Below are 22396 nucleotides of genomic sequence, written 5' to 3' on the forward strand. Positions count from 1 at the left end.
ATACCAGATGAGCAGTTTTTGAACATAAGTAAATGTATTAGCTTGTTAAATATATCGTGTTGCTATGGAACTTGATTTCGCTGCTCCTCGAGCTATGGTGGTTAAATTCTCTGATGTAGACTGCTCATTAATTCGATTATACTCATTGGCAGATTATGCTATTGAATTATGGTTGTTAGATTATGAGATGTTTCGTTATAAGCTTACTAACTGAAGAAAAGAGGCGAGCTCATATCAATCAAGCGTTTTCTTCTCAAGCTATCCCGTTTGAATTTTTTGATGCAATAACTCCGGATCTAAATGAAGCTGAAGCAATTCGCCTGCAGATAGCAACTCAAGGGACAACGCTCAGTAAAGGGGAGCTATCTTGTTTACTCAGCCATGTTGCGATACTTCAGAAAATCGTAGATGAATCGATCCCGTTTGCTGCTATTTTCGAAGATGACATTCATCTAGGTAAAAATGCAAATCATTATTTATGTTCAGACTGCTGGATCCCTGAACAAGTAGAACTGATTAAGCTCGAGATGTTTAATCATATTGCTAAGGGGGCGTTTTGGGGAGGGTATAAACTCGGCTCTGGAACAGAGCTCTTTAAGTTGCAAGGTAGGCATTTAGGCGCTGCAGGTTATGTCGTAAGTTGCAATATGGCGAGTAAACTGTTGAATGAAATTCACCAATTCAGACCAATAGAAGCGATAGATAAAATTATTTTTGAGGAGATAATCACCTCAAACAAACTGAATGTTTACCAACTGCAGCCTGCGATTTGTGCACAAGATGACATTCTTGATAAGAAAAGCAGTCTGCTCCACAGCAGTTTAAATAGTGAAAGAGTACTGCCAGCGAAGAAAAAGTTGACCATAGGGCAGAAACTGAAGCGTGAGGTCGATCGTATTTTTAGCCGTCGAATTCAATTTAAAAAGCTTCAATAGTTAACGCCGAACTATTCGGCGTTACGCGCCTTGCTTGTTATAATTAAGCTTTATTACTGATGATATAGACCCATGAACCGCACAAAAAAAATCACTTTAAAACACATGAGCAAGCTGAAGAAAGCCAATGCGAAATTGCAAAATAGCAGCAAGCCTAAGTATATTTCTAAGGCAGAAAGAGCAAAACTTGAAGCGCTAGAGGCCGAAAAAACCGAACAAATAGACAGCGAGTAGATTCTTTATTGCGCAATGTGTCGCTTTTCATGATCCAAATGCCATAATTCCGACACGGCTAATATTATTTACCCTAATGAATGTGCCAGAATAGCCGGCTAATTTTGGTTTTGTAGGTTTTTTGACTACAAAACCTAACGGATAGGAGTTACATGAATACAGTATATTCAATCGGAGAACTAGAATCGTTTTTGGTCGCCATCTTGGTTTTGTTTATCGGCCACACAGTTAATCGTCACGTTCCTTTTTTCAAAAAATACAATATTCCAGAGCCTATTATCGGTGGTCTGGTTGTCGCAGCCGTTATCACGGTTCTTCATTTTCAGAATATTACCCTAGCGTTTTCTTTGCCAATGCAAAATACGTTAATGCTGATGTTCTTTAGCACTGTGGGTCTGGCTGCCAGTTATAAACTGCTCGCTCGTGGTGGTAAAAAAGTTTTTATTTTTCTTGGCATAGCCTCTATTTACATCATCTTGCAAAATGCTGTCGGCGTGAGTTTAGCAACGGCACTAGGCTTAGAGCCTCTGATGGGGCTGGTCGCTGGTTCGATTACGCTTTCTGGCGGTCATGGCACCGGTGCTGCTTGGTCACAAACTTTTTCCGACCATTACAATATGAACACGCTAGAGTTTGCTATGGCTGCGGCGACGTTCGGTTTAGTCATGGGTGGCATTATTGGTGGCCCAGTAGCACAAAGGTTAATCGATAAGCATAAGCTTGAATCTTCATACGGCATTGGTGGCAACCACCATAAAGACCATCCTGATTTGGTAACGTATGACCAACTCGAAGAAGATAACGTCACAGCTAAGAGCGTATTAGAAACGCTGTTTATTATTATGCTGTGTGTGGCGGGAGCCAAATGGGTTGGGCATTTAGTCGTAAGCTTTGAGATAAGCTGGTTGAAGATGCCGGACTTTGTTTATGCGCTATTTCTAGGGGTGATGATTACCAACCTGACTGAAATGACTCGCGGCTATAAGATGAATAACGAGTGCGTAGATATTTTAGGTACCGTTGCTTTGTCGCTGTTTCTTGCTATGGCGCTAATGAGCCTAAAGCTATGGGAAATTTTTGATTTAGCGATCCCGCTATTGATTATTTTGATGGTACAAACGGTTGTTTTAGCGATATTTGCCTATTTTGTTACGTTCAAAATAATGGGTTCTGATTACGATGCCGCTGTAATTGCTGGAGGTCACTGTGGATTTGGCATGGGGGCGACGCCTACCGCAGTGATGAATATGGGAGCGCTTGTTTCTCGCAATGGCCCTTCACCACAAGCCTTTATGGTGGTGCCAATTGTGGGTGCTTTCTTTATTGATATCGTTAACTTGATTGTACTGCAAGGCTATATCAGCTTTATTTTATAGCACTAAAAATCAACGACAAAAAGGCACGCTCGCGCGTGCCTTTGTTATTTTTAAACGCTCATTTAGTGTGATCCGATTAGACCAAATGACGGCCTCCATCGATTTTGATTGCTTGCCCTGTGATGTATTGACTATCTAGCAGATACTTTACTGCTTTGAGCGCCTCAGCTTCTCCGCCTTCTTGTTTAATGAGCGCCTTGTTCAAAGCCTTCTGCTTGTAGTTATCATCGTCATCAGGGTTAAACATCAGCATGGCGGGTGCAATACTGTTGACTTTAATTTGGGGGGCAAACTTAGCGGCAAAAGAGAGGGTAAGATTATGCAACGCGGCTTTGCTTGCAGCGTATGCAGCATGTTTGCTACTGCCCTTGTCGACAACATAATCGGTGATATGAATAATGTCGCCAACGGGGTGTTCATTTTTTTGCAGTAAAGGCGCGAGGGCGATATTGATTGCGTATGGCGTGGTGGCGTGGATCCGCATCATCTTTTCTATCCTTACCATTGCGCTAGCCGCATCAGTGTCCGGTAGCCAGTCCGACGCATTATGGATAATAGCCCGTAGGCTTGAGTAAGAGTGCGTAATGTCCTTAAGTAGCCTCTCTGTTTGTTCAGTATCGTAAAAATCACATTGATAAAGCTGCACGCCTAGCGTTTCAAGTTGCTGTAGCGTTGCTCGTGGCGTGCGATATGTACCGATAACCTGGTAACCGTCTTCGGCTAAATGCTTTGCTAGATAGAAACCAACGCGCTTGCCGACGCCGGTGATCAAAATGGTTGCGCTCATTTGACTGCCTATTTTATCTAAGAAATTCAATTCTGGTGGCTGGGTTCGATTTAAAGCAGCCGCCGAGTGCCGTTGTTTGTGTCTGTGATTGAGTATCCATTACACCTCGCGACTTTACACAGTAGTGGGTGGCATTAATGCTAACAGCAACGTCTGCTGTTCCAAGTAGAGTCTGTAGGGCAACTAACACTTGTTTGGTTAGGCGCTCTTGTACTTGGGGTCGTTGAGCAAAGAAGCGTACTAATCGATTGATTTTAGATAAACCAATGATGGTCTCTTTTGGAATGTAGGCCACCTTGGCGAGACCATCAATGGTAATAAAGTGGTGTTCGCAAGTGCTGACAACACTAATGTTACTGATCTTGACCATTTCATCGACGCCCATTTTGTTCTCTATTTGGGCTATCTTAGGAAAATTCGCATAATCTAAACCGGCAAAAACCTCGTTGACGTACATCTTGGCAATGCGGTGTGGGGTCTCGCAAAGGCTGTCATCGCTAAGGTCTAGCCCTAGGGTCGATATCACTTCAGTCATCAAGCCTTTAATTCGATCATACTTTTGCTGGGTATTCATATCTGATGGTAAAAGTGGTGTTTCTAGGCCTTTAGCAATAAGGGCATTTTTCACCTGTTCTACTTGTGATAAGTCCATCGTTGACTCCTTTATGGCATTAACAGCCAAAATGTTACTCTCGGTGATATTCAAGTGTTAGAGATACTGAGTCTGCAAATCGCAAAGCATGGGGCTTATCGACTGTGACACGCGCAAATTGCACCCAGGAGTGATCACAACTGATCTCAAGCACATCGGACACCAGCTTTTCTAGCAACAAAAATCGTCCTTGCTCTACATGTTGGATGATGGCCTTAGTGATTTTTTTGTAGTTGAGCGCAGCTTCTACATCATCTTCCAAAATCGCATGCTGAGCCGGGTATTGGATTTCAATGTTGATCACCACATCTTGCATTTTCTCTCGCTCTTCTTGGTTGAAGCCGATGAAGGTTCGCAGACGTAAATTAGTGATTTTTATGGTGGCAATACTGACAGTCATTAGTCGTCCTTTTCATTTAACTATAGAGCTGATTACGTAAGATTCAGTAATTTAGATCATCTGTTTACATAGGAGTCAAACCAGAAGATCTAAAATGGCGTTTCTTTCGTACAGGTTTGTAGTGATGTAATAGAGAGAGTTGCAATGAAAAGTAATCAACAGGTTTGGCTAGGATTAGGTTATGCGGGACTACTGCCTTTTATTATCGCGACGGTGATGACTTGGGCTGACTGGTCATTGCCTTGGTTTGAACCTCAGTTTGCTTTTATCAGCTACAGTGCAACTATCCTTAGTTTTCTAGCGGGTACACTGTGGGGGCGGGTCTTATCTCTGTATTCCGTTGATAATCTAGGTAACCTGCTTATCCTCAGTAATCTTTATGCTCTTTTAGCCTGGTTTTCTCTATTACTTTCTATGCCCATTGTTGGCTTGATTGCATTGGCTTTCGGTTATTTCAGCTTGTTAAGTATTGAAAAAAACTGCGACAACCTACCTGTGAATAACAGTTATCAAAGAATGCGCACTAGGCTGACCTACGTGGCATTGTTAACTCATTTATTGATGCTAATAAAGCTATTGATTGGAGGTTAAAATGAAACTTAGGATATTTTACGACTCATTGTGTCCATTGTGTGATGCCGAAATGCAGCAGATAAAAGCGTTAGATAAACACAATAATATTGAGCTGCAAGATCTCAATCAGCACAACTTTGAAATTAACTTCCCCAATATTGATGCTGCATTGGCTAATCGAATCTTACATGCTGAGCTTGCAGACGGCACTTTAATCAAAGGCTTAGATGTGACTTATCAGGCTTGGGCTGCCGTTGGAAAGGGGCGTTGGGTTGCTTTGCTCAGAACTCCTCTAATAAAGCCAGTCGCTGATTTGGGCTATCTTTTTTTTGCAAAACACAGATATCGAATTTCATATTTGTTAACAGGCAAGCAGCGCTGCGAAAGCGGTACTTGCTCCCGCTAGTTTTCTTATCGACTAGAATTAATTTTGACATTGATGCAATCAATAACGATTTAGATTCGTTATAGCTAATGAACATCTTATCAATCAAAAGGACATTCTGATATGAAATCGACAAAAACGGCCGTAGGGGCAACAGTTGCAGGTATTCTCGCTGCGAGCATCTCAATGGGGGCTCAAGCTGTACCGGAACAGCCCAAAGAGTGGGAAAAGTGTGCCGGGGTGGCCAAAGCCGGGGCAAATGATTGTGGTGCCCTAGATGGTAGCCACGGTTGTGCGGGACAAGCTAAAGAAGACAATATGTCTACCGAATGGATTTATGTCCCCGCAGGGACTTGCGACAAGATAACTGGCGGTGAAGTCAAAGCCGTTAAACCGGCTAAAAGCTAGTGCTTACCTCAAGCATAGCGGGCGCAGGCATAGGCCTGCGCATCCCTCATGTACAACCATTACTCGCAGACGAAACCATAGAGATCCCCTGGTTGGAGGTGCTAGTTGATAACTGGCTAGTAGAGGGGGGATTAAATCAACATCTTCTCAATGCCGTGAGTGATCGCTTTGAGTTGGTTTTCCACAGCGTAGGCCTATCTTTAGGTGGCCCCAGTCCACTTGATTTCGATTACCTTCAACAGATAAAAACCTTAAAGCAGCAATGTGGCGCCCATTGGTATTCTGAACATGCCAGTTTCTCTGGTAATGATGACTTCAAAGTGGCTGATCTACTGCCATTGCCTTATACCCAAGAGGCGGTGATGCATATCAGTCAGCGTATTAAGCAGACTCAAGATTTTTTGGGTGAAAGGATTTTACTCGAAAACGTGTCTACCTATATGAGCTGTCGTCATAATGAGCTGAGTGAGGGGGAGTTTATTGCGGCCATAGCGGAAGAGGCAGATTGTTACCTGTTACTCGATATTAATAACGCTTTTGTGACTAGCGTGAATCTCAATCAGTCGTTGCGCTCATTTATGGACGTTATTCCGGTCGAAAGGGTCAAGCAGATCCATCTTGCAGGTTTTCATGATAAGGGTGATTACTTGCTTGATGCCCATAATCACCCTGTCGCTCCGAGTGTGTGGGCGGCATTTACCGCATACATTCAGCAACACGGGCCTATCCCCAGCATGATTGAATGGGATAGCGAATTGCCGACGTTAGCGCGATTACTGCAAGAGCAGCAAATAGCCGCTGAAATTTTACGATTAGCGCCAACAGAGCGCGTTAACGATGAGATGGCTATGGGTAAACATGTGGTAGGTGAACGATGCGCTTAGCAGATTGGCAGTCGGCTTTTATTCATGCCCTTGAGCCACAGGGGAATGCAAATAAGCTTACTCAGCTTGTTAATGAGCGAGAGCTAAATAGGGTTGATATCTATCGTAATAACGCATTTCAGGCATTAAATAGTGCCCTACAACTGGTTTTTCCGGTTTGCAAATTGGTCGTTGGTGAAGCTTGTTTTACGCAGTTGGTAAAAGGTTATTGCCAGCAATATCCTCTCGCGGACTGCAATTTGAATCGATACGGGCAACACTTTTCATATTGGTTAGCGATAGAAACCTGTCAGCATGCAGCCTTTAAAGATTTAGAATATTTACCAGAATTAGCTCAGTTAGAGTGGTTGTTAAATCAAAGCTATTACAGCATGGACTTGCACGAATTTATGCAGTCGACAAATTGTCGTTTAGAGGCGTTAGCGGAGCTTAGTGAATCAGCGCAGCAGCAGGTTACATTGTTACTGAGGCCGGATGTGGCGCTATTGACGTGTCAGTATCAGGTGCAGCAGGTGTGGGCTAGGCATAATACCCAGCAAGGCATACAAGAATACACAGGTTCAGGCCCTCATTACCTGGTGATATATCGAGACAGATTTAAGGTGCAATTGAGTGTAGTCAGTAAAGCTGAAATGTTTTTACTGCAAGGGATAGCATCTGGGCAAACCTTGGCGCAAATTACCAATTCTGAGCTCGATCTCAGTCTCTTGTCTGGGTTGATTGAACGTCAATGGGTCTGCGGTTTTAGCTTGCCCGTAACTGACTTACTCGCAATAGGTTTGGCTACCAAACACTTGCCTACCAAGCAATGACTGGCTGACTAGAATGGACAGAGAGCTACTGCAAAGCTTATATCGATATTGTTTTTGTTTGACTGCCAACTCCTCTCAAGCTGAAGATCTACTGCAAACCGCAATCGAGCGCTGGCTAAAATGCAGTGCCAAGCCTGTTTCTTTGCGAGCCTATCTAAGAGCAATTATTCGTAACCAATTTATTGATGATTGTCGTAGGCTTAAATTGGTGGACTTTGAACCCCTAGATGATAATGCTCCAGCCCTGCTCGACGAAACCTGTTTGGAAGAGATTGAAATCCAACATGATCTTATCGAATATCTGTTTGAACAACTTAATTCAGCAGAAAGAGAAGTGCTCTATCTGTGGGCGCTCGAAGGCTATAGCGCGGCAGAAATTGCAGAGGACTTAGGCCAACCCCGAGGCACGATTTTGTCGCGTTTACATCGTATTAAATTGAAATCTGCCGACATAGTGCTCGGTGAACCCGTTCTGACTACAGGGGGGCAATAAAGATGAATAATAAAACCGATGCCGCCGAGATGAACTTTAAAGCTCAGGTAAAGCGCCATATTGACAAGCAAATGCTCAGTGAGCTTGGGCTTAATAAAATTGAAGCGCTGCTCGATAGCGTTGACCAAACTGTCGAAGAGGAATGTGCAACACGGGATCAACAAGCGGATTTGAATACTGCACAGGGATCTGGCTGTGATGGCACGCATCGTTATAGCTGTAATAGTAACTCAGAGAGTGATAACTCGCGTGATGGCCGCAGCCGTAATCGATTTAAACTCATGCTTGGTATGGTTGCGAGTTTATTACTGCTAGTGCTGGGTGTGCAGTTGTATCCGCATATGAGCTGGCAAGATAACACCACTCGGCCGAATTCGTTTGCTGTAACGAATAGCATGAGTTGGAAGATTGCCGATGAAGTGGCTAAAAATCATATCAAAATGAAGCCGTTGGAGGTGCAAACTAAGCAACTTTCTACCTTAAGGCAATATTTCACCGAACTTGATTTTGCTATCGTAAATTCGAGTCGAATTGGAGCTAATGGGCAGATGTTAGGCGGTCGCTATTGTTCAGTTCAAGGCCTTACCGCGGCTCAAATACGGTTCAGCGATCAAGGACAAGCTATCACTCTATATGAAGTGCAGTACGATAGGGCGCTATACGGTGAATTGCCCAATATAGAAGCGGGTGACCTGCCTATTGAGCTAGTAGCGAGGGGGGTGGCAGTCTCTATTTGGGTAGAAAAAGGACTATTGATGGCGAGTGCTCGCTTGGCTCACTAAATCTGTCATAAGAGATGACGAATAAAGTGAGCCTTAAGTTATTGGGTTTATAGATTTAGCCAGTACTAGTCGATGGTTTTATGGTCTCGATGATAAAGAGCCCATTGTTCGACTTTTTCGCCACTTGGCAAAGTGCAGAACCCTGTCGCTAAATCCACTTTCCCCTCGAGTGATAAACAGTATTCTGCCGCAGGATTAGGGGCGTCTAAGATCCCTGCTTCACTTTTAGATTGTTTTTGGTGCTTGCTGAACAATGACCATTGTTCAATTTTTTCACCGTTAGGTAGAGAACAGACCCCTGACACTGGGTCAACCTCCCCATTTAGTGATAAACAGTATTCTGTTGCAGGGTTGGGGATGTATGTCGTTTCAACAGCTTGTTCATGATTTTGACGATACAGTTGCCACTGTTCAATTTGTTTACCGCTGGGTAAGGTGCACATGCCGGTGGCTATGTTGAGCTTACCTTGTTGCGATATACAAAACTCTGATGCAGGGTTGGGGGCACTGCTAGAGTCTGCCGCTTGTTCGTTGTCGCGACGAAATAAGGTCCACTGCTCGACTTCTTCACCGTTAGCTAACGTGCAGATGCTAGTTGCTAAATCTACTTTGCCACCTTGTGCTATACAGTTTTCGCTAGCCGGGTTGGCTAGCTGCGGTTTAGTTAGGCTTTGCTTGGTTGAATCACGATAAAGGGTCCATTCTTCCACGCGCTTGCCATCGGGTAGATTACAGTAGCCAACTTGTCCGTTGTCGTTATTTTCTATGACGATATAGCCACCGAGTGAAATACAAAACATAGATGCTGGATTGGCGAGTGTAGTTGCATCTTTTTGGCTAAGTTCTGGCTCCGGTTCTTTTGGATTACAAGCACTTAATAGCATAGCTGTTGTAATCATTAAACTCATTATTAGGGGCTTTTTCATATCTAATCATTCTCCACAGAGTTGATTTAGCTGGGGTTGATACTAATCGATATAAAGAAGAGGGTTAACTCAGAGCTATTTCTTGATGCTTAATTCAAGCCGAATGAGTAAAGGTGTATTGATCCCTTATGAACTCATTGAGCGCAGAAGTTGGCAGCAAAAATACTCCTTTATCACTTCTGATATAGCGTTAGTGAGCTTACATGTAGAATTACTATACTCTTCATTTGCTAAGCGTAAAGGAAGATTTCACTGATAAGAGTAGTAAAGGTTTACTGAAAAGACTGTGAATATAAGCAGATAAAAGAATAATGAAGCAGCTTTTTAAGCTGCTTCTAGTGACCTGTAGAAAGAACTAGCCGCAGACTTTACAGTTGCTTTGTTTTGGCAGTTTCATTTCTCGAAACTCCATCGTCATCGCATCGATCATCAAAATGCGGCCTGCTAAGGTCTGGCCCATATTGGCAATGACCTTGATCGCTTCGACCGCCTGCAAGCAACCGATCATACCGACCACTGGCGCCAAAATCCCTGATTCAACGCAACTAAGCTGCTGCTCACCAAAAAGTTGGCTAAAGCAGTGGTAGCAAGGGGTATTGGCTTGATAGTCAAATACAGTAACCATGCCTTCCATGCGAATTGCGGCTGCAGATATGAGTGGTTTTTTATGCTTAAAGCAGCTTTGGTTAAGCTGCTCACGCACGGCGACATTGTCGGTACAATCCATCACTATTGAGTGCTGCTCAACTAATGCATCAATCTCATGATCATCTAGCACAGCATTGATAGTGTCTATCTGAATATGTGGATTAAGCGCCGTTAAACTTTGCTTGGCTGAGTCCACTTTAGCTTGGCCGACATTGGCGTCTTGATGCAATACCTGTCTTTGTAGATTCGATATCTCGACGGTATCAAAGTCCACTAAGGTCATTGAGCCTATACCTGCCACTGCTAGATATTGGCTCGCTGCGCAGCCTAAGCCGCCGGCACCAATAATCAATATGTTAGCCTGCTTGAGCTTTTCTTGACCTTCAAAGTCCATCGACTTAATCGATATTTGGCGGCTATAACGCAATATTTCAGCGTCAGACAGTATTTCGTCTGTTGCTGCATGTTCTGTGGACATCTATCTGATCTCTTAAGCTAGTTTTGTTGTGCTTGGGTTAGCAAAGCACGCTATTAAACGGTTCTACCGTGACGTGAGAACCGTCACTTAGGCCATCACAATCTTGCGCTAAAATAATAAAGCAGTTTGCCAGTGTCATTGATGTCAGCATACCTGAGCCTTGGCCACCCGTGACAGCGACTTCAGCATCGCCTTGTGCGTTATAGCTTAAAATTGCGCGCTGATACTCCACTCGGCCGGGGGCTTTACGGATCTCACCCTTTAGTGTGGCAGTTAAAGTGACGGGCTTAGTCTGAGGTAATCCTTGCATCTTATTGAGCAATGGCCAAACGAGTTTGTAAAAGGTCACCATTGAAGAGACGGGGTTGCCAGGTAAACCACAGAAAACGGCATCACCCAAATGACCAAATGCAAAGGGTTTACCGGGCTTGATAGCGAGCTTCCAGAAGGTGATTTGGCCTTCTTCGTCTAATATTTGCTTGGTGTAGTCGGCATCACCCACTGACACGCCGCCAGAAGTCAGCACCATATCTGCAGATTCAGAAGCCGTTTTAAAGGCTTGGCGAATCGCTTCTTTGTCATCTTCGATAACACCCAGATCGATCCACTCGATATTACCGCGGCTCAGTAAGCCTTGAATACTATAACGGTTAGAGTCATAGATTTGGCCAGGGCCCAATTCGCTACCTACAGGGCGAAGTTCATCACCGGTTGAGAAAAAGGCGACTTTAACAATGCGCTTAACACGCAGCTGGCTTGCCCCTATGGTGGCTAATACACCCATCTCTGCTGCGCCAATTAAGGTGCCTGCAGTCAGTACTTTAGTACCGCTTGTGAGCTCTTCTCCACGGTAACGTACGTTGGCTCCCTTTTCTTTAGGGGCTGCGATGGTAATTTGTTCGCCGTCAGCTTTGACCTTTTCTTGCATCTGCACCGTATCGTAACCACTTGGCACTGGTGCGCCCGTCATGATACGAATACAACCGCCTTGAATGCACTCGCCTGTAAAGGGGTGACCCGCGAAAGATTGGCCAATTAATTTAAGTGGCTTATCGGCACTTAGATCGGCAAAGTTAAAGGCATAACCATCCATTGCTGAATTATCGAAAGGGGGCAGATCGATATGCGAGGCAAGATCTTCAGCCAGTACTCGGCCTAATGATTGTGGCAATGTCACGACTTCAGAGTCTGTGATGGGTTTTACTTGTTCTAGTAATTTAACGATAGCCTGATCGGGATGCATTAGGCTAGGTTGCGAGCATGGATCTGCATGAGTCTGCATCTATCTATCCTTGAGACGTGAATCGGAACGTTAAGTAAAAACGAATATAGTGCATTATGCCACGGTGAATGTAGATGGCTATGATCTGCGCGGCAGTTTTTAAACACAATCAAAATAGAAGCATAATTAATCGTGATAATTATGATTCTATTGCTTTGAGTTGAAATACAGGCCTTAAGCCTGATTTAACTCGGTTTTTTGTTAAATACAATGGTTAACAAGGTAGCCGAGAAGCCTGTAAATGAAAACTATTATTATTTAATTAACAGTCACTTAAGTAAATTTTATTGCAATTAGTTGCTAGCTTGATAACAATGACGTTTATAAATCGAAAGCCCTAAGGAATTGCAATGTTAGCCCAGAAGATGATTGACCAGTTAAATGACCAGATCAATATGGAGTTCTTCTCCTCTAACCTTTACCTGCAAATGAGTGCATGGTGTGAAGACAAAGGCTTTGAAGGGGCGGCTAAGTTTATGCGTGCTCATGCAGACGAAGAGATGGGTCATATGCATCGCTTGTTCACTTACGTCAGTGAAACTGGCGGTATGCCATTATTAGGCACTATCGAAGCACCACAGGCTGATTTTCCATCTCTACTGGCTTTGTTTGAATACACCTATGAACATGAGCAATTGATCACTAAGCAGATCAACCAATTGGCTCATGCAGCTTTTACTAACCAAGACTATTCTACTTTTAACTTCTTGCAGTGGTATGTGTCAGAGCAGCACGAAGAAGAGAAACTATTCAAGTCTATCGTCGATAAAATTCGTCTAGTGGGTGAAGATGGCAAGGCGCTATTCTTTGTCGATAAAGATTTGGCACAGATGGCTGTTGAAGAGTCTGCAAGTGTAATGACGAGCGCTGCAGTATAAATCGCCAGTTTAAAAGAATATAAAAGAGCAGCTTAGCTGCTCTTTTTTGTATGCGTAAGAATATTTAAGACTTCAGTGTTGAATCGCTTACATAAAGTAGCAAGCATTCCAGCATCCATCCTTCTTGACCGAGTTAGCCAGCTAAAAAGCGCCCTGAGTGGATCACTTGCTGATGCTGATTGGAGCCTGTTCGGTATTGAGATTCAGATACTGGAAAGGCCTAGCCTGCTGCAAAAAAACAACCAAGTCGGCTTTCGTCAGCGGTTTCGACATCAAGTATCCTTGAGCGTAGTCACAGCCTAAATCGCGTAAAAAATTCCACTGCTCGACAGTTTCAATTCCTTCTGCCACGAGTGGCATTTCCAAACTTTGTGCCATCATCACTATCGCGGTAATCAACTTTGCATCAGATTGATTGCTCAACACGTTATCAATGAAGCTTTTATCTATTTTAATGACAGAAATAGGGCATTGTGTCAGATAACTAAGAGCGGAATAGCCTGTGCCAAAATCATCGAGGTAGATATCGACACCAAGCTGCCTTATTGATTCTAAGATCTGCAAGCAACGGGGTTTATCCTCAATTAGCATGCTCTCAGTGATCTCAATATGGACGTTCTTAGCTGAGATCGCATGTTCTGCTAGCCCCTGCTTGAGCAGGTCATACAAACTCAACTCTTTTGAGTTGATGCATTGACGAGCAGACACGTTAATTGCCATGTTGATTGGTAAACCTTGGGCGTGCAGCTGGGCAAGATCCGAGAGCGCCTGATGTATGATCCATTCTCCCAGAGGTTCGATCAATCCTGTCTCTTCGGCAATCGGAATAAACGTGCTGGGAGATATGATGCCGTAATCTGGATCTCGCCAGCGGATCAAGGCTTCTACGCTGGTTGTTTTGCCGCTATACATGTCAATAACGGGTTGGTACTCCATGTAGAACTCGTTAAGTTTTACCGCTTTACGTAACCTTTGCTCTAAATGCATACGTGCTAACATTTCGACATTCATCTCAGGAGAAAAATATTGAAAATGCGCACGGCCATCGCGCTTGGCTTGATACATAGCCGTTTCTGAATTACGTAGTAGCATCTCTATATCTTGGCCATCTTCTGGGAAAAAGGCGATGCCAAAACTGGATGAGATATTGGTTTCTTTGCCATCTAATATAAAGGGCTTAGATAACACATCACTGAGTTTTTGTGCTTGTATTTCAGTACTGTTGGATATGTTTGATTGCGGCGAGATAATGACAAATTCATCGCCACCGATACGGGCAATGGAGTCGTTAGGCCCTAATACTGACTCAAGGCGTGTTGCTGATTGCTTAAGGATCTTATTGCCTGCGGCGTGCCCATGGAGCTCATTGATAAACTTAAAGCGGTCAAGATCGATAAAGAAGAGGGCGACCTGATTGTTTTCCTGCTGAGCACTATCAATCGCTTGTTGTAGGCGTAACGAGAATAGATGCCGATTCGGCAACTTAGTCAAAGAATCGTAATTCGTTTTATACCAAAGGTCCTGCTCATACTGTTTGTTGTTACTGATATCTAAAAATAGGCCAATGTGTTGAATGGTTTCATTCTGGCTATTCTTTACCGCTGTGATCTTAAGGTATTCAGGATAGATTTGACCATCTTTACGTTTGTTCCAGATCTCACCTTCCCAGCTATTTCTATCTGATAAAGCGTGCCACAAGCCTGAGTAAAAATGGTTATTGTGGTGCGCTGAGCTTAATACGCTTGGGTTTTTGCCTTTTACATCGTCAAGGGTATAACCGGTGATCTTAGTAAATGCAGGGTTAACCAGTTCAATGCGGTTTTTGGCATCGGTTACCATGATGGCTTCTGCTGAATGCCTGAATACGGCAGAGGCTTGGTGCAGTGCACGTTTTGATTTCATTCGCTCGGAGACCATCTGGTTTACCGCGACTGAAATTTGGGCTAGCTCATCACTTCCCTTTACGGTTAAATCAAGCTCTAGGCTAGGGTCTTTTGCGAGCTGCTCGACATCATTTACTATGCCGCTGACTGAGTCGATAAGGTTATTGGCGATACTTCTACTCAGTAAATAAACGAGATAGAAGAAGAGTAGACCTGCAAAAAAGCTAATATAGAGCAAAGAGAGGATCTGCTGTTTCTCTATTTCGTTTTGGCGCGCAATTTTTTCGGTGAGCTGGGTATTAATTTGGTGCAGGCTATCAATGCCAGCAGTGGTAGCAGTCCACCAATCTTCACTGCTAATCAGTGGAGCTTGGTGTTGTAGCAAGTACAAGCTGTCGTGTAAGGCAATATCTTGAGTAAGCAGCTCAAGTGTTGTAGTGGTTGGGTGTTGAGTTGACTCGGTCTGGCTAACATATTCTTGATATCGCTGTGCCGTTAGCTCCAATGATTGGATCAGCTCTTGTTGCTTTGGCGTCAGGTTATTATTATTTATGATCTGCTCAAACGTGGCTTTTAGGGCAAGGTGATTTTGTTTGAAGCTGGAAAGATAAGCAGGATCTAACGTCGTGAGGTAGCCATTAAAGTTATAGTTAAGGCCATCATACCCGACAAGATCACTAATAAAGCCTGCTTGTTCTACCAAGTCTATCTGTTGTTGTAGCTGCTTGCGATAATTGGAGATGAGCTGCTGTTCTTGACTGTTGATTAGCTCATTAAACTTAATGCGATTATCTGGCGTCATGGTTGAGAAAGCATTGGTAATGGCGTTATCGAGTTGATTTCTTACCTGGGCTATCGCTTTAAATGCTGCAGGGTCGATATATGGCGCAGAAAGGAGTTTATTGATTAGGCCGCGCTCTTGGCCTGAGAGCTCTTGGATCTTGAGCATACTAATCAAATCAGACTGCACCAGTACTTGATAAGAGTTGTCACTCTTAAAGCGTAACTGGGAGATGATGTTGATGAGCTTTTGAGTGAGTTTTGAATAGAAATCGAAGGATTCGGGAGTTTTCAATTCGCTAATGTTTTGTCGAGCCGTGCTTAATTGTTGCAGCTCTATACTGGCTTTACTGATCTGCTCTTTAAGTGCATCAAACAGCACACTATCGTTTTTGACGGTATTGATGGTTTCTGTAAGAGCCGAGTTGAAAATGAATGTTTGAAACGCCCTGTCAGTAATGAGCCATTGTTGCTGTAATTCATCCTCAAACAAGTGCCCATTGCTACTAAGATACCCGGCTGAGAGTCCCCGTTCTTTTTGTAGCTCATAGATAACGTTCTCTATGCCTAAGGTCACTTTGGTGGTGAGAACATTGGCTGAAGCGTGCTGATACTGCTTGATGAGTGTTGTTGCACTCACAATCGCGAGCAATACCAAGATAAGCATTGGTAAAGAGGCTGATAGAAATAGCTTCTGTTTTAAGCTCAATCGACTTAATACGGGTAGCATTCGGCGCAGATCCTCCGCAGGACAACATGTCGGCTCTGGTGGCCGTGACGGAAAGTGAGAATAAAAAAGAGCGTTAGATAATAACCATAGAAATAAAAGGGTGTCTCAGTTAATTCAACAAAGTCTAATCTAGGTCACGAATTTAGTTGGTTAGCAGAAATATTTCACTAATCAATTAGTTTGATTATGTATTTAATATACATAATGTTGCTGGATGACGATTAACTCTTACAAAGACAGCCACTTAATAGGTGACTGTCTGGATTAATGTGCGGTATTAATGCGGTAGGGTATTACTGAGTATTTCGGTAGGCCACAATATCTTCGATAGTCAGTACCGGCATATTGTGCTGCTGACCAAACTCAATGATTTCAGGCAGGCGAGCCATAGTGCCATCAACAAGTGTGACTTCACAAAGCACGCCAAACGGCTTAAGGCCTGCAAGTTTCATCAGATCGACAGTGCCTTCGGTATGACCGCGGCGCTCTAATACTCCACCTGGGCGAGCACGTAGAGGGTAAACATGACCTGGGCGTGCTAAGTCATCAGGCTTAGCGTTATCGGCAATCGCAGCTTTGATAGTGGTAACACGGTCTGCGGCTGACACACCTGTGGTTACACCTTCTTTAGCCTCGATACTCACGGTAAACGCGGTGCCATATTGGCTATTGTTATCGCTTACCATTGGAGGGAGTTGTAACTGCTCGATACGTTCATCGGTCAGGCAGAGGCAAACTATACCGCTACACTCGCGAATAAGCAGTGCCATCTGTTCATTAGTGAGTGTTTCTGCCGAGTAAATAAGATCGCCTTCGTTTTCACGATCTTCATCATCAACAACTAACACACCTTTGCCTTGGCGTAGTGCGTTAAGTGCTGCATTTACACGTTCGATTGCATTGCCATAAGGGGCAAGTAAAGACTGATTCATGGATAACATCCTTAAAATACGACATTGGGTTGGCCAGAATCAGGGCGTACAGAAAATGGCACATAGCCTAAGCCAAAATATCGACATTAGTTGATGTGCATAATAAGAGCTGCGCGAAGTGCGCCACAAAGCCTGTAAGGCTTAACGGATCACGCGCTTATTCTTATATTCTCTTTCATCCGGACTCAGTGTACTGAATATCGTTAATCAGTACTCATTACCGTCGGCTCTGGAGTAGGTGCAACCTCATCGATGACAGGCGTCATAGGTAAAGTCTGTTTACCAGATCTGCTGACCCTAGTTAATCTTTACGCTATTTTTATTGATATTAAATAGCCTAAACTAGGCGCTCGCGGGCTTTTATATGGTGATTACTATCACGATATAACTTACCGCCGGTGGGGAGTTTCACCCCGCCCTGAGAATTATTCTTGGCTAATGATTAATGAATTGATTAACAAATTAGCCAAGTGGCGTTATGTTGCCCCTATTTATGTAAAATGACAAGCTGGGCCGCAAAAATGGCGAAATAGCGCAAAAAACTAGCGGACTTCCAGCAAAAGACACAAATAATACCGATTGAGAATGCACAAGGATGCGTTAGATGAAATTGATTTCAGCTCTCACACTTAGCGCTATATTGCTATTTGGATGTAATAATATGACCTCAAAAAAACCTGTAGAAGCTCCTAAAGCTGACAAAGTACCCCACACAATGACGCTACATGGTGTCACTCGTGTCGATGATTATTACTGGATGCGAGACGATGAGCGTAAAGATGCCAAGGTTATCGCGCATCTCAATGCTGAAAACAGCTATACCAAAGAGCAGTTCAAACCCTTTGACGGACTTAAGCAGCGTTTGTTTGATGAGCTGGTGGGGCGACTCGATAAGGATGAGTCGAGTGTGCCGTACTTCTGGCATAACCATTGGTATTACCGCTATTACAAGCAAGGGTTTGAATACCCGGTTATTGCGCGTAAAACAGCGTTAGACAGCCAGCAAGAGCAAATCTTATTAGATGTGAATCTTCGCGCCGAGAGCAAAGACTTTTATGGCTTGGGCGGTGTATCGGTGAGCCCAGATGAAACTAAGCTGGTATTTGCTGAAGACCTATTAAGCCGTCGTATCTACAGCTTGTACTTTAAAGATCTCACCACTGGCGAATTGATGGCCGATAAGCTTGAGGGCACCGATGGCGCCGTGGTGTGGGCAAACGACAATCAGCATCTGTTCTATATTGCCAAAGACCCACAAACGCTACTTGGCTATCAGGTGTTCCGTCATAAACTCGGTACCAGTCAGGCTGATGATGTCTTAGTGTATGAAGAGCAAGATGATACCTTCTACATCAGCTTAGGTAAGTCTCTCGATGAGTCAGTGATTGTGTTACATGCCGAAAGTACCGTTACCAGTGAAATGAGCATGTTAGATGCCAGTCAGCCACTCACACAATTTGCGCCAGTATTGCCGCGAGAAGAGGGTCATGAGTATTCGGTATCTAAGTTAGGCGACAGCTATTACATTCTGACGAACTGGCAGGCAAGCAACTTCCGCTTGATGAAGGTGGCTATTAGCCAGGCTGCCGACAAGAGCGCTTGGCAAGATGTAATCGCTCATGATCTCAACTCCCGTATTGAAGATGTGCTTCTGCTTGAAGATTACATGGTGGTGCAAACACGCGAGCGAGGCATTAGCCATATTCGCGTGTATCCGTTTAATGGCCAAGCCGAATTTGAATTAGCCTTTAACGATCCCGCTTATGTTGTGGGCTTCGATGTTAATGCCAGTCAGCAGAGTGACAAGCTGCGAATATACTATTCAAGCCCGACCACGCCTGAATCTGTGTATGAGTATGCGTTAACTCAGCCAAATGAGCGCCAACTGCTTAAGCAAGAAAAAGTGCTGGGTGAGTTTGATGCCGATGACTATCAGGCAGAGCGTTTATTTATCGAGGCTCGTGACGGTAAAGAGGTGCCAGTAACCTTAGTGTATCGCAAAGATAAGTTTAATAAAGATGGTACTAATCCACTGTATCAGTATGGCTACGGATCCTATGGTTATACCGTAGAGCCAGATTTTAGCTCATCAGCGCTAAGCTTGCTCGATCGTGGTGTGGTTTATGCTATCGCCCATGTACGAGGTTCAGAAATGCTTGGCAGAGCTTGGTATGACGACGGCAGAATGCTCAATAAGCAAAACAGCTTTAATGATTTTGTCGATGTGACTAAGGCACTGACCGAGCAAGGTTACGGCGCAAAAGATAAAGTGGTTGCTGCTGGTGGCAGTGCGGGTGGCCTACTTATGGGTGGCGTTATCAATCAGGCACCGGAACGTTACTTTGCCGTGGCTGCTCATGTGCCGTTTGTCGATGTGGTTACCACCATGCTTGATGAGTCGATTCCGCTCACCACCAATGAATATGATGAGTGGGGTAACCCGAATGAGAAAGTCTATTTTGACTATATGCTCAGCTATGCCCCTTACGACAATATTAGCGCCCAAGCCTACCCACATCTGCTAGTGACGACGGGATTACACGATTCACAAGTACAGTACTTTGAGCCAGCAAAGTGGGTAGCCAAGCTGCGTGAGGTGAAGACAGACGCTAATATGTTGTTGTTTGATACCGATATGGAAGCAGGGCACGGTGGCAAGAGTGGCCGCTATCGCCAATATGAGGATACGGCTAAAGAGTATGCCTTCTTTATCGGTTTGCTAGGGCTGGATGATAAGGCTGAGCAAGACGACCAGCACAAACAAACCGTTACCACTAGTGTTAGCCGTTAATGGCAGCAACAGAGCAGATCACAGAGCCTGAAAATGGCTCTGAGCCTAAAAATAGTCAACCGCAGCAGTGGTATTTGTATATGGTGCGCTGTGCCAATGGGCACCTGTACACGGGCGTGACCACCGATGTGGAACGCCGCTTTGCCGAGCATCAAAGTGGTAGTGCTAAATCGGCTAAGTTTTTGCGCGGAAAAGGGCCGCTGACTCTAGCTTACTTTGAAACTGTGGGCAGTCACTCCGATGCGCTTAAGCGTGAGATAGTGTTAAAAAAGTGGCCAAGAGCCAAGAAGCTCGCTTTGATAGCCACGCAAGAGTGAGCATTTATGGCGTAACCATTCACTGAGGTTACGCCATTCAGATGATTTACTTAGCAGGGTTAAGTTGAGTTAAGTGAAGCGAGTTTAATCGGTATAAAGGCTCGTAAAAAATCGTTCTTCACGTGGCATATAGCGGTCTTCATAATCCAGTGAAAATGCGACGCGAGTCGCCTTACCTTTAAGTTCATTTCTAGGTACAAATCCATAAACCCGAGAGTCGGCGCTATTACGGCGGTTATCACCCATAACTAAGTAGTGCTTGTCAGGTACGGTCAGGGTATTGAAGTGGCTTAGGCTATCGCTGGCATCCTTTTCAATCCGGATGCTATGGGATAAGCCGTTGAGGTCTTCTTTGGCAATTAACTCTTGATGGTTTTCAGATACCACTGAATAAGCTAATGCTTCGTCATTAATCAACAGCACTTCGTTGCGCAAACTAACCGCGTCACCGGGTAGGCCGATAACGCGTTTGATTAAGCGTTTATTGGCAGCGGTTGATTCAAACACAACGATGTCACCACGCTCTGGCTCGCCTATTGTGGCTAATGAGATTTGAGTAAAGGGCAAGCGTAAATCATAGGCCATTTTATCCACCACAATACGGTCGCCTTCTTTGATGGTGGGCTGCATCGATCCTGTGGGCACTGAGTACCAGTCTGCGACAGCACTTCTAAAAACAGACATTAACACAATGAAAATCACTAACTGACGGTTATTTTTCCAAAGCTGTTTTAGTTTGTTCATCAATCAATTCCTTTGATTATGTCATTAGGTGGGCAGGGCACTGGGATCTGCTAAACAGTAAGGCTAAATCTGTCTAGCAGATCGCAGTGCCTGCGCCGGGAAGGTATTGCCTCTATCGAAGTGCTTAATACGTAGAGGTATCTTTATATGGATAGGTATTAGTGCATGCTGACAGCGCCGTTGATGTTATCAATGCTAAGATCGCCAGAGCCTGATTCGATAATGCTTAAACCTAGGGTATTGTCGACATCGATATCACCCGAACCGTCATCAATCACTACGCGGCCGTTAACGTTGTGCACGCTTAAGTCACCTGAACCATCATCGATATGGGTATCGCCGCCAATATCAGATAACGTTATAGAACCCGAGCCGTCTTCTAAGGTGAGCTTGCCAGTAGTGTTACTGATTTCAACAGAGCCGGAACCATCTTGAATATCAAGGTCTTTACCGCCCTTTATCCACATATCGCCAGAGCCATCATCTACTTTGATATTTGCAGAGACATTCTTGATTTCGATATCACCCGAGCCATCATCAATGTCTAGCATCATGCTGCTAGGAACTTGAATCGTAAGGTCGATATAGGGGGAGCGCTGAAAGTTAATGCTGCTATCGAAGTTTGCAATCAGAGTGACCTTAGTGCCATTTTGTTCGAGACTGAGGTTACTTTCGATATCGCCATAGCTGTAGATATCTGCGCTAACCATAATTTGTGTTAGGCCATCGACCCCTTGGATGTTGAGATCGCCAGCGCCAGTTTCAGCGATCAAGGTATCAATCTGCGTGGCATCAATTTGAAGTTGTTTCTTTTGGTGGTTTAGTGGCCCCGCGCTAGCGCCGTTAACATTGATGATGCAACCAGAAAGAGAAATAGCAATAACGGTGGCAAGCAGAGTCGAGGTTGATTTCATGGGATTAACTTCCTTTTATTATTCAGATCTTAAGATCTAAGTTCAGCTTTTACTAAGCTGCTGGTAATGTTGTCTAGCAGTGAATAAGCAGAAAACGTGCCAGTACAGTATCTAATTGTTTTGGTTATGTTATCTTTATGTTGTTTGGTTTTGTGTGGTGAATTTACTTATACACTTAGAGTAAAAAGCTAATTATTAGTGAATTGACTCAAACGCTTGGTTAACAATAGTTCTAGAACCTAGAACCTAGAACCTAGAACCTAGAACCTAGAACCTAGAACCTAGAACCTAGAACCTAGAACCTAGAACCTAGAACCTAGAACCTAGAACCTAGAACCTAGAACCTAGAACCTAGAACCTAGAACCTAGAAC

General features: G+C 44.1%; 23 protein-coding genes and 1 riboswitch. Of the genes, 13 read left to right on the forward strand and 10 right to left on the reverse strand.

Annotation, left to right across the window (positions count from 1 at the left end; all coding sequences use genetic code 11):
* The first annotated feature begins 182 nt into the window (after nucleotides 1-182).
* From ACVBIO_RS09880 to gltS, 3 genes are all read left to right on the forward strand, one after another.
* Nucleotides 183-935 carry a glycosyltransferase family 25 protein gene (locus tag ACVBIO_RS09880; RefSeq protein WP_447172497.1) on the forward strand — a complete coding sequence of 251 codons (753 nt, stop codon included), beginning with the start codon at nucleotides 183-185 and terminating at the stop codon, nucleotides 933-935.
* Between the two features lie 72 nt (nucleotides 936-1007).
* Entirely contained in the window at nucleotides 1008-1169 is a 162-nt protein-coding gene (locus ACVBIO_RS09885) for a DUF2986 domain-containing protein (protein WP_447161050.1), read from the forward strand.
* A 152-nt stretch (nucleotides 1170-1321) separates the two neighbouring features.
* Complete coding sequence (gene gltS / locus ACVBIO_RS09890) at nucleotides 1322-2545, forward strand: sodium/glutamate symporter (RefSeq protein ID WP_447161051.1); 1224 nt, start codon at nucleotides 1322-1324, stop codon at nucleotides 2543-2545.
* Nucleotides 2546-2621: 76 nt separating this feature from the next.
* On the opposite strand, the gene folM is transcribed toward gltS, so the two are convergent.
* Genes folM through folX form a run of 3 tightly spaced genes read right to left on the reverse strand, consistent with a single transcriptional unit; the run spans nucleotide 2622 to nucleotide 4384 of the window.
* Entirely contained in the window at nucleotides 2622-3332 is a 711-nt protein-coding gene (gene folM / locus ACVBIO_RS09895) for a dihydromonapterin reductase (RefSeq protein ID WP_447172498.1), read from the reverse strand.
* 13 nt (nucleotides 3333-3345) lie between these two features.
* Complete coding sequence (gene folE / locus ACVBIO_RS09900) at nucleotides 3346-3984, reverse strand: GTP cyclohydrolase I FolE (RefSeq protein WP_447172499.1); 639 nt, start codon at nucleotides 3982-3984, stop codon at nucleotides 3346-3348.
* Between the two features lie 34 nt (nucleotides 3985-4018).
* Nucleotides 4019-4384 carry a dihydroneopterin triphosphate 2'-epimerase gene (gene folX, locus ACVBIO_RS09905; protein ID WP_447161054.1) on the reverse strand — a complete coding sequence of 122 codons (366 nt, stop codon included), beginning with the start codon at nucleotides 4382-4384 and terminating at the stop codon, nucleotides 4019-4021.
* Between the two features lie 144 nt (nucleotides 4385-4528).
* Between folX and ACVBIO_RS09910 the strand changes: the two genes are divergently transcribed.
* The 7 genes from ACVBIO_RS09910 to ACVBIO_RS09940 all read left to right on the forward strand — a co-directional run bounded on the left by ACVBIO_RS09910 (nucleotide 4529) and on the right by ACVBIO_RS09940 (nucleotide 8721).
* On the forward strand, nucleotides 4529-4975 hold the full coding sequence (locus tag ACVBIO_RS09910; RefSeq protein WP_447161055.1) for a DUF3429 domain-containing protein: 447 nt from the start codon (nucleotides 4529-4531) through the stop codon (nucleotides 4973-4975).
* Between the two features lies 1 nt (nucleotide 4976).
* On the forward strand, nucleotides 4977-5363 hold the full coding sequence (locus tag ACVBIO_RS09915; protein ID WP_447161056.1) for a thiol-disulfide oxidoreductase DCC family protein: 387 nt from the start codon (nucleotides 4977-4979) through the stop codon (nucleotides 5361-5363).
* Between the two features lie 102 nt (nucleotides 5364-5465).
* Nucleotides 5466-5750, forward strand: a complete 285-nt coding sequence (locus ACVBIO_RS09920) for a BufA1 family periplasmic bufferin-type metallophore (RefSeq protein WP_447161057.1) — start codon at nucleotides 5466-5468, stop codon at nucleotides 5748-5750.
* Entirely contained in the window at nucleotides 5750-6634 is an 885-nt protein-coding gene (locus tag ACVBIO_RS09925; RefSeq protein ID WP_447164167.1) for a DUF692 domain-containing protein, read from the forward strand. The genes ACVBIO_RS09920 and ACVBIO_RS09925 overlap by 1 nt, the downstream gene beginning before the upstream one ends.
* Complete coding sequence (locus ACVBIO_RS09930; RefSeq protein WP_447164166.1) at nucleotides 6625-7446, forward strand: HvfC/BufC family peptide modification chaperone; 822 nt, start codon at nucleotides 6625-6627, stop codon at nucleotides 7444-7446. Before ACVBIO_RS09925 ends, ACVBIO_RS09930 begins: the two co-directional genes overlap by 10 nt.
* A 13-nt stretch (nucleotides 7447-7459) precedes the next feature.
* Nucleotides 7460-7939, forward strand: coding sequence for an RNA polymerase sigma factor (locus ACVBIO_RS09935; protein ID WP_447161060.1), 480 nt, complete (start codon nucleotides 7460-7462; stop codon nucleotides 7937-7939).
* A gap of 2 nt (nucleotides 7940-7941) precedes the next feature.
* Entirely contained in the window at nucleotides 7942-8721 is a 780-nt protein-coding gene (locus tag ACVBIO_RS09940) for a hypothetical protein (RefSeq protein WP_447169557.1), read from the forward strand.
* A gap of 65 nt (nucleotides 8722-8786) precedes the next feature.
* On the opposite strand, the gene ACVBIO_RS09945 is transcribed toward ACVBIO_RS09940, so the two are convergent.
* The 3 genes from ACVBIO_RS09945 to moeA form a co-directional block, all read right to left on the reverse strand.
* Nucleotides 8787-9620 carry a DUF333 domain-containing protein gene (locus ACVBIO_RS09945; protein ID WP_447169556.1) on the reverse strand — a complete coding sequence of 278 codons (834 nt, stop codon included), beginning with the start codon at nucleotides 9618-9620 and terminating at the stop codon, nucleotides 8787-8789.
* A gap of 382 nt (nucleotides 9621-10002) precedes the next feature.
* Nucleotides 10003-10773, reverse strand: a complete 771-nt coding sequence (moeB, locus tag ACVBIO_RS09950; protein ID WP_447161063.1) for a molybdopterin-synthase adenylyltransferase MoeB — start codon at nucleotides 10771-10773, stop codon at nucleotides 10003-10005.
* 37 nt (nucleotides 10774-10810) lie between these two features.
* Nucleotides 10811-12055: a molybdopterin molybdotransferase MoeA gene (gene moeA, locus ACVBIO_RS09955; RefSeq protein WP_447161064.1), complete on the reverse strand. Its 1245-nt coding sequence runs from the start codon at nucleotides 12053-12055 to the stop codon at nucleotides 10811-10813.
* Between the two features lie 350 nt (nucleotides 12056-12405).
* Between moeA and ftnA the strand changes: the two genes are divergently transcribed.
* Nucleotides 12406-12933 carry a non-heme ferritin gene (gene ftnA, locus ACVBIO_RS09960; RefSeq protein WP_447161065.1) on the forward strand — a complete coding sequence of 176 codons (528 nt, stop codon included), beginning with the start codon at nucleotides 12406-12408 and terminating at the stop codon, nucleotides 12931-12933.
* 162 nt (nucleotides 12934-13095) lie between these two features.
* On the opposite strand, the gene ACVBIO_RS09965 is transcribed toward ftnA, so the two are convergent.
* Together ACVBIO_RS09965 and ribB are read right to left on the reverse strand one after the other, a co-directional pair.
* Complete coding sequence (locus tag ACVBIO_RS09965) at nucleotides 13096-16326, reverse strand: EAL domain-containing protein (RefSeq protein WP_447172500.1); 3231 nt, start codon at nucleotides 16324-16326, stop codon at nucleotides 13096-13098.
* 293 nt (nucleotides 16327-16619) lie between these two features.
* Nucleotides 16620-17258 carry a 3,4-dihydroxy-2-butanone-4-phosphate synthase gene (ribB, locus tag ACVBIO_RS09970; RefSeq protein ID WP_447161067.1) on the reverse strand — a complete coding sequence of 213 codons (639 nt, stop codon included), beginning with the start codon at nucleotides 17256-17258 and terminating at the stop codon, nucleotides 16620-16622.
* Nucleotides 17259-17421: 163 nt separating this feature from the next.
* A riboswitch (FMN riboswitch) is annotated at nucleotides 17422-17688 on the reverse strand.
* A gap of 174 nt (nucleotides 17689-17862) precedes the next feature.
* Between ribB and ACVBIO_RS09975 the strand changes: the two genes are divergently transcribed.
* Both ACVBIO_RS09975 and ACVBIO_RS09980 read left to right on the forward strand, forming a co-directional pair.
* A complete protein-coding gene (locus ACVBIO_RS09975) occupies nucleotides 17863-20049 on the forward strand; it encodes a S9 family peptidase (RefSeq protein WP_447161068.1) in 2187 nt (728 codons plus the stop codon).
* Nucleotides 20049-20366, forward strand: coding sequence for a GIY-YIG nuclease family protein (locus ACVBIO_RS09980; protein ID WP_447170383.1), 318 nt, complete (start codon nucleotides 20049-20051; stop codon nucleotides 20364-20366). Before ACVBIO_RS09975 ends, ACVBIO_RS09980 begins: the two co-directional genes overlap by 1 nt.
* A gap of 84 nt (nucleotides 20367-20450) precedes the next feature.
* On the opposite strand, the gene lepB is transcribed toward ACVBIO_RS09980, so the two are convergent.
* Together lepB and ACVBIO_RS09990 are read right to left on the reverse strand one after the other, a co-directional pair.
* Nucleotides 20451-21110, reverse strand: coding sequence for a signal peptidase I (gene lepB / locus ACVBIO_RS09985; protein ID WP_447164158.1), 660 nt, complete (start codon nucleotides 21108-21110; stop codon nucleotides 20451-20453).
* Between the two features lie 158 nt (nucleotides 21111-21268).
* The gene (locus ACVBIO_RS09990; RefSeq protein WP_447172501.1) at nucleotides 21269-22024 is read right to left on the reverse strand and encodes a hypothetical protein; all 756 of its coding nucleotides are present in this window, start codon (nucleotides 22022-22024) and stop codon (nucleotides 21269-21271) included.
* Between the last annotated feature and the right edge of the window lie 372 nt (nucleotides 22025-22396).

It is taken from the genome of Shewanella sp. 0m-8 (assembly GCF_052977265.1).

Coding starts and splice junctions, on each gene's coding strand:
- ACVBIO_RS09885 (WP_447161050.1), top strand. CDS start 1,008: ATGAACCGCACAAAAAAAATCACTTTAAAACACATGAGCAAGCTGAAG.
- ACVBIO_RS09930 (WP_447164166.1), top strand. CDS start 6,625: ATGCGCTTAGCAGATTGGCAGTCGGCTTTTATTCATGCCCTTGAGCCA.
- ACVBIO_RS09980 (WP_447170383.1), top strand. CDS start 20,049: ATGGCAGCAACAGAGCAGATCACAGAGCCTGAAAATGGCTCTGAGCCT.
- ACVBIO_RS09910 (WP_447161055.1), top strand. CDS start 4,529: ATGAAAAGTAATCAACAGGTTTGGCTAGGATTAGGTTATGCGGGACTA.
- ACVBIO_RS09880 (WP_447172497.1), top strand. CDS start 183: ATGAGATGTTTCGTTATAAGCTTACTAACTGAAGAAAAGAGGCGAGCT.
- ACVBIO_RS09940 (WP_447169557.1), top strand. CDS start 7,942: ATGAATAATAAAACCGATGCCGCCGAGATGAACTTTAAAGCTCAGGTA.
- gltS (WP_447161051.1), top strand. CDS start 1,322: ATGAATACAGTATATTCAATCGGAGAACTAGAATCGTTTTTGGTCGCC.
- ftnA (WP_447161065.1), top strand. CDS start 12,406: ATGTTAGCCCAGAAGATGATTGACCAGTTAAATGACCAGATCAATATG.
- folM (WP_447172498.1), bottom strand. CDS start 3,332: ATGAGCGCAACCATTTTGATCACCGGCGTCGGCAAGCGCGTTGGTTTC.
- ACVBIO_RS09975 (WP_447161068.1), top strand. CDS start 17,863: ATGAAATTGATTTCAGCTCTCACACTTAGCGCTATATTGCTATTTGGA.
- ACVBIO_RS09915 (WP_447161056.1), top strand. CDS start 4,977: ATGAAACTTAGGATATTTTACGACTCATTGTGTCCATTGTGTGATGCC.
- lepB (WP_447164158.1), bottom strand. CDS start 21,110: ATGAACAAACTAAAACAGCTTTGGAAAAATAACCGTCAGTTAGTGATT.
- ACVBIO_RS09920 (WP_447161057.1), top strand. CDS start 5,466: ATGAAATCGACAAAAACGGCCGTAGGGGCAACAGTTGCAGGTATTCTC.
- ACVBIO_RS09990 (WP_447172501.1), bottom strand. CDS start 22,024: ATGAAATCAACCTCGACTCTGCTTGCCACCGTTATTGCTATTTCTCTT.
- ACVBIO_RS09935 (WP_447161060.1), top strand. CDS start 7,460: ATGGACAGAGAGCTACTGCAAAGCTTATATCGATATTGTTTTTGTTTG.
- moeA (WP_447161064.1), bottom strand. CDS start 12,055: ATGCAGACTCATGCAGATCCATGCTCGCAACCTAGCCTAATGCATCCC.
- ribB (WP_447161067.1), bottom strand. CDS start 17,258: ATGAATCAGTCTTTACTTGCCCCTTATGGCAATGCAATCGAACGTGTA.
- ACVBIO_RS09945 (WP_447169556.1), bottom strand. CDS start 9,620: ATGATTACAACAGCTATGCTATTAAGTGCTTGTAATCCAAAAGAACCG.
- moeB (WP_447161063.1), bottom strand. CDS start 10,773: ATGTCCACAGAACATGCAGCAACAGACGAAATACTGTCTGACGCTGAA.
- folX (WP_447161054.1), bottom strand. CDS start 4,384: ATGACTGTCAGTATTGCCACCATAAAAATCACTAATTTACGTCTGCGA.
- folE (WP_447172499.1), bottom strand. CDS start 3,984: ATGGACTTATCACAAGTAGAACAGGTGAAAAATGCCCTTATTGCTAAA.
- ACVBIO_RS09965 (WP_447172500.1), bottom strand. CDS start 16,326: ATGCTACCCGTATTAAGTCGATTGAGCTTAAAACAGAAGCTATTTCTA.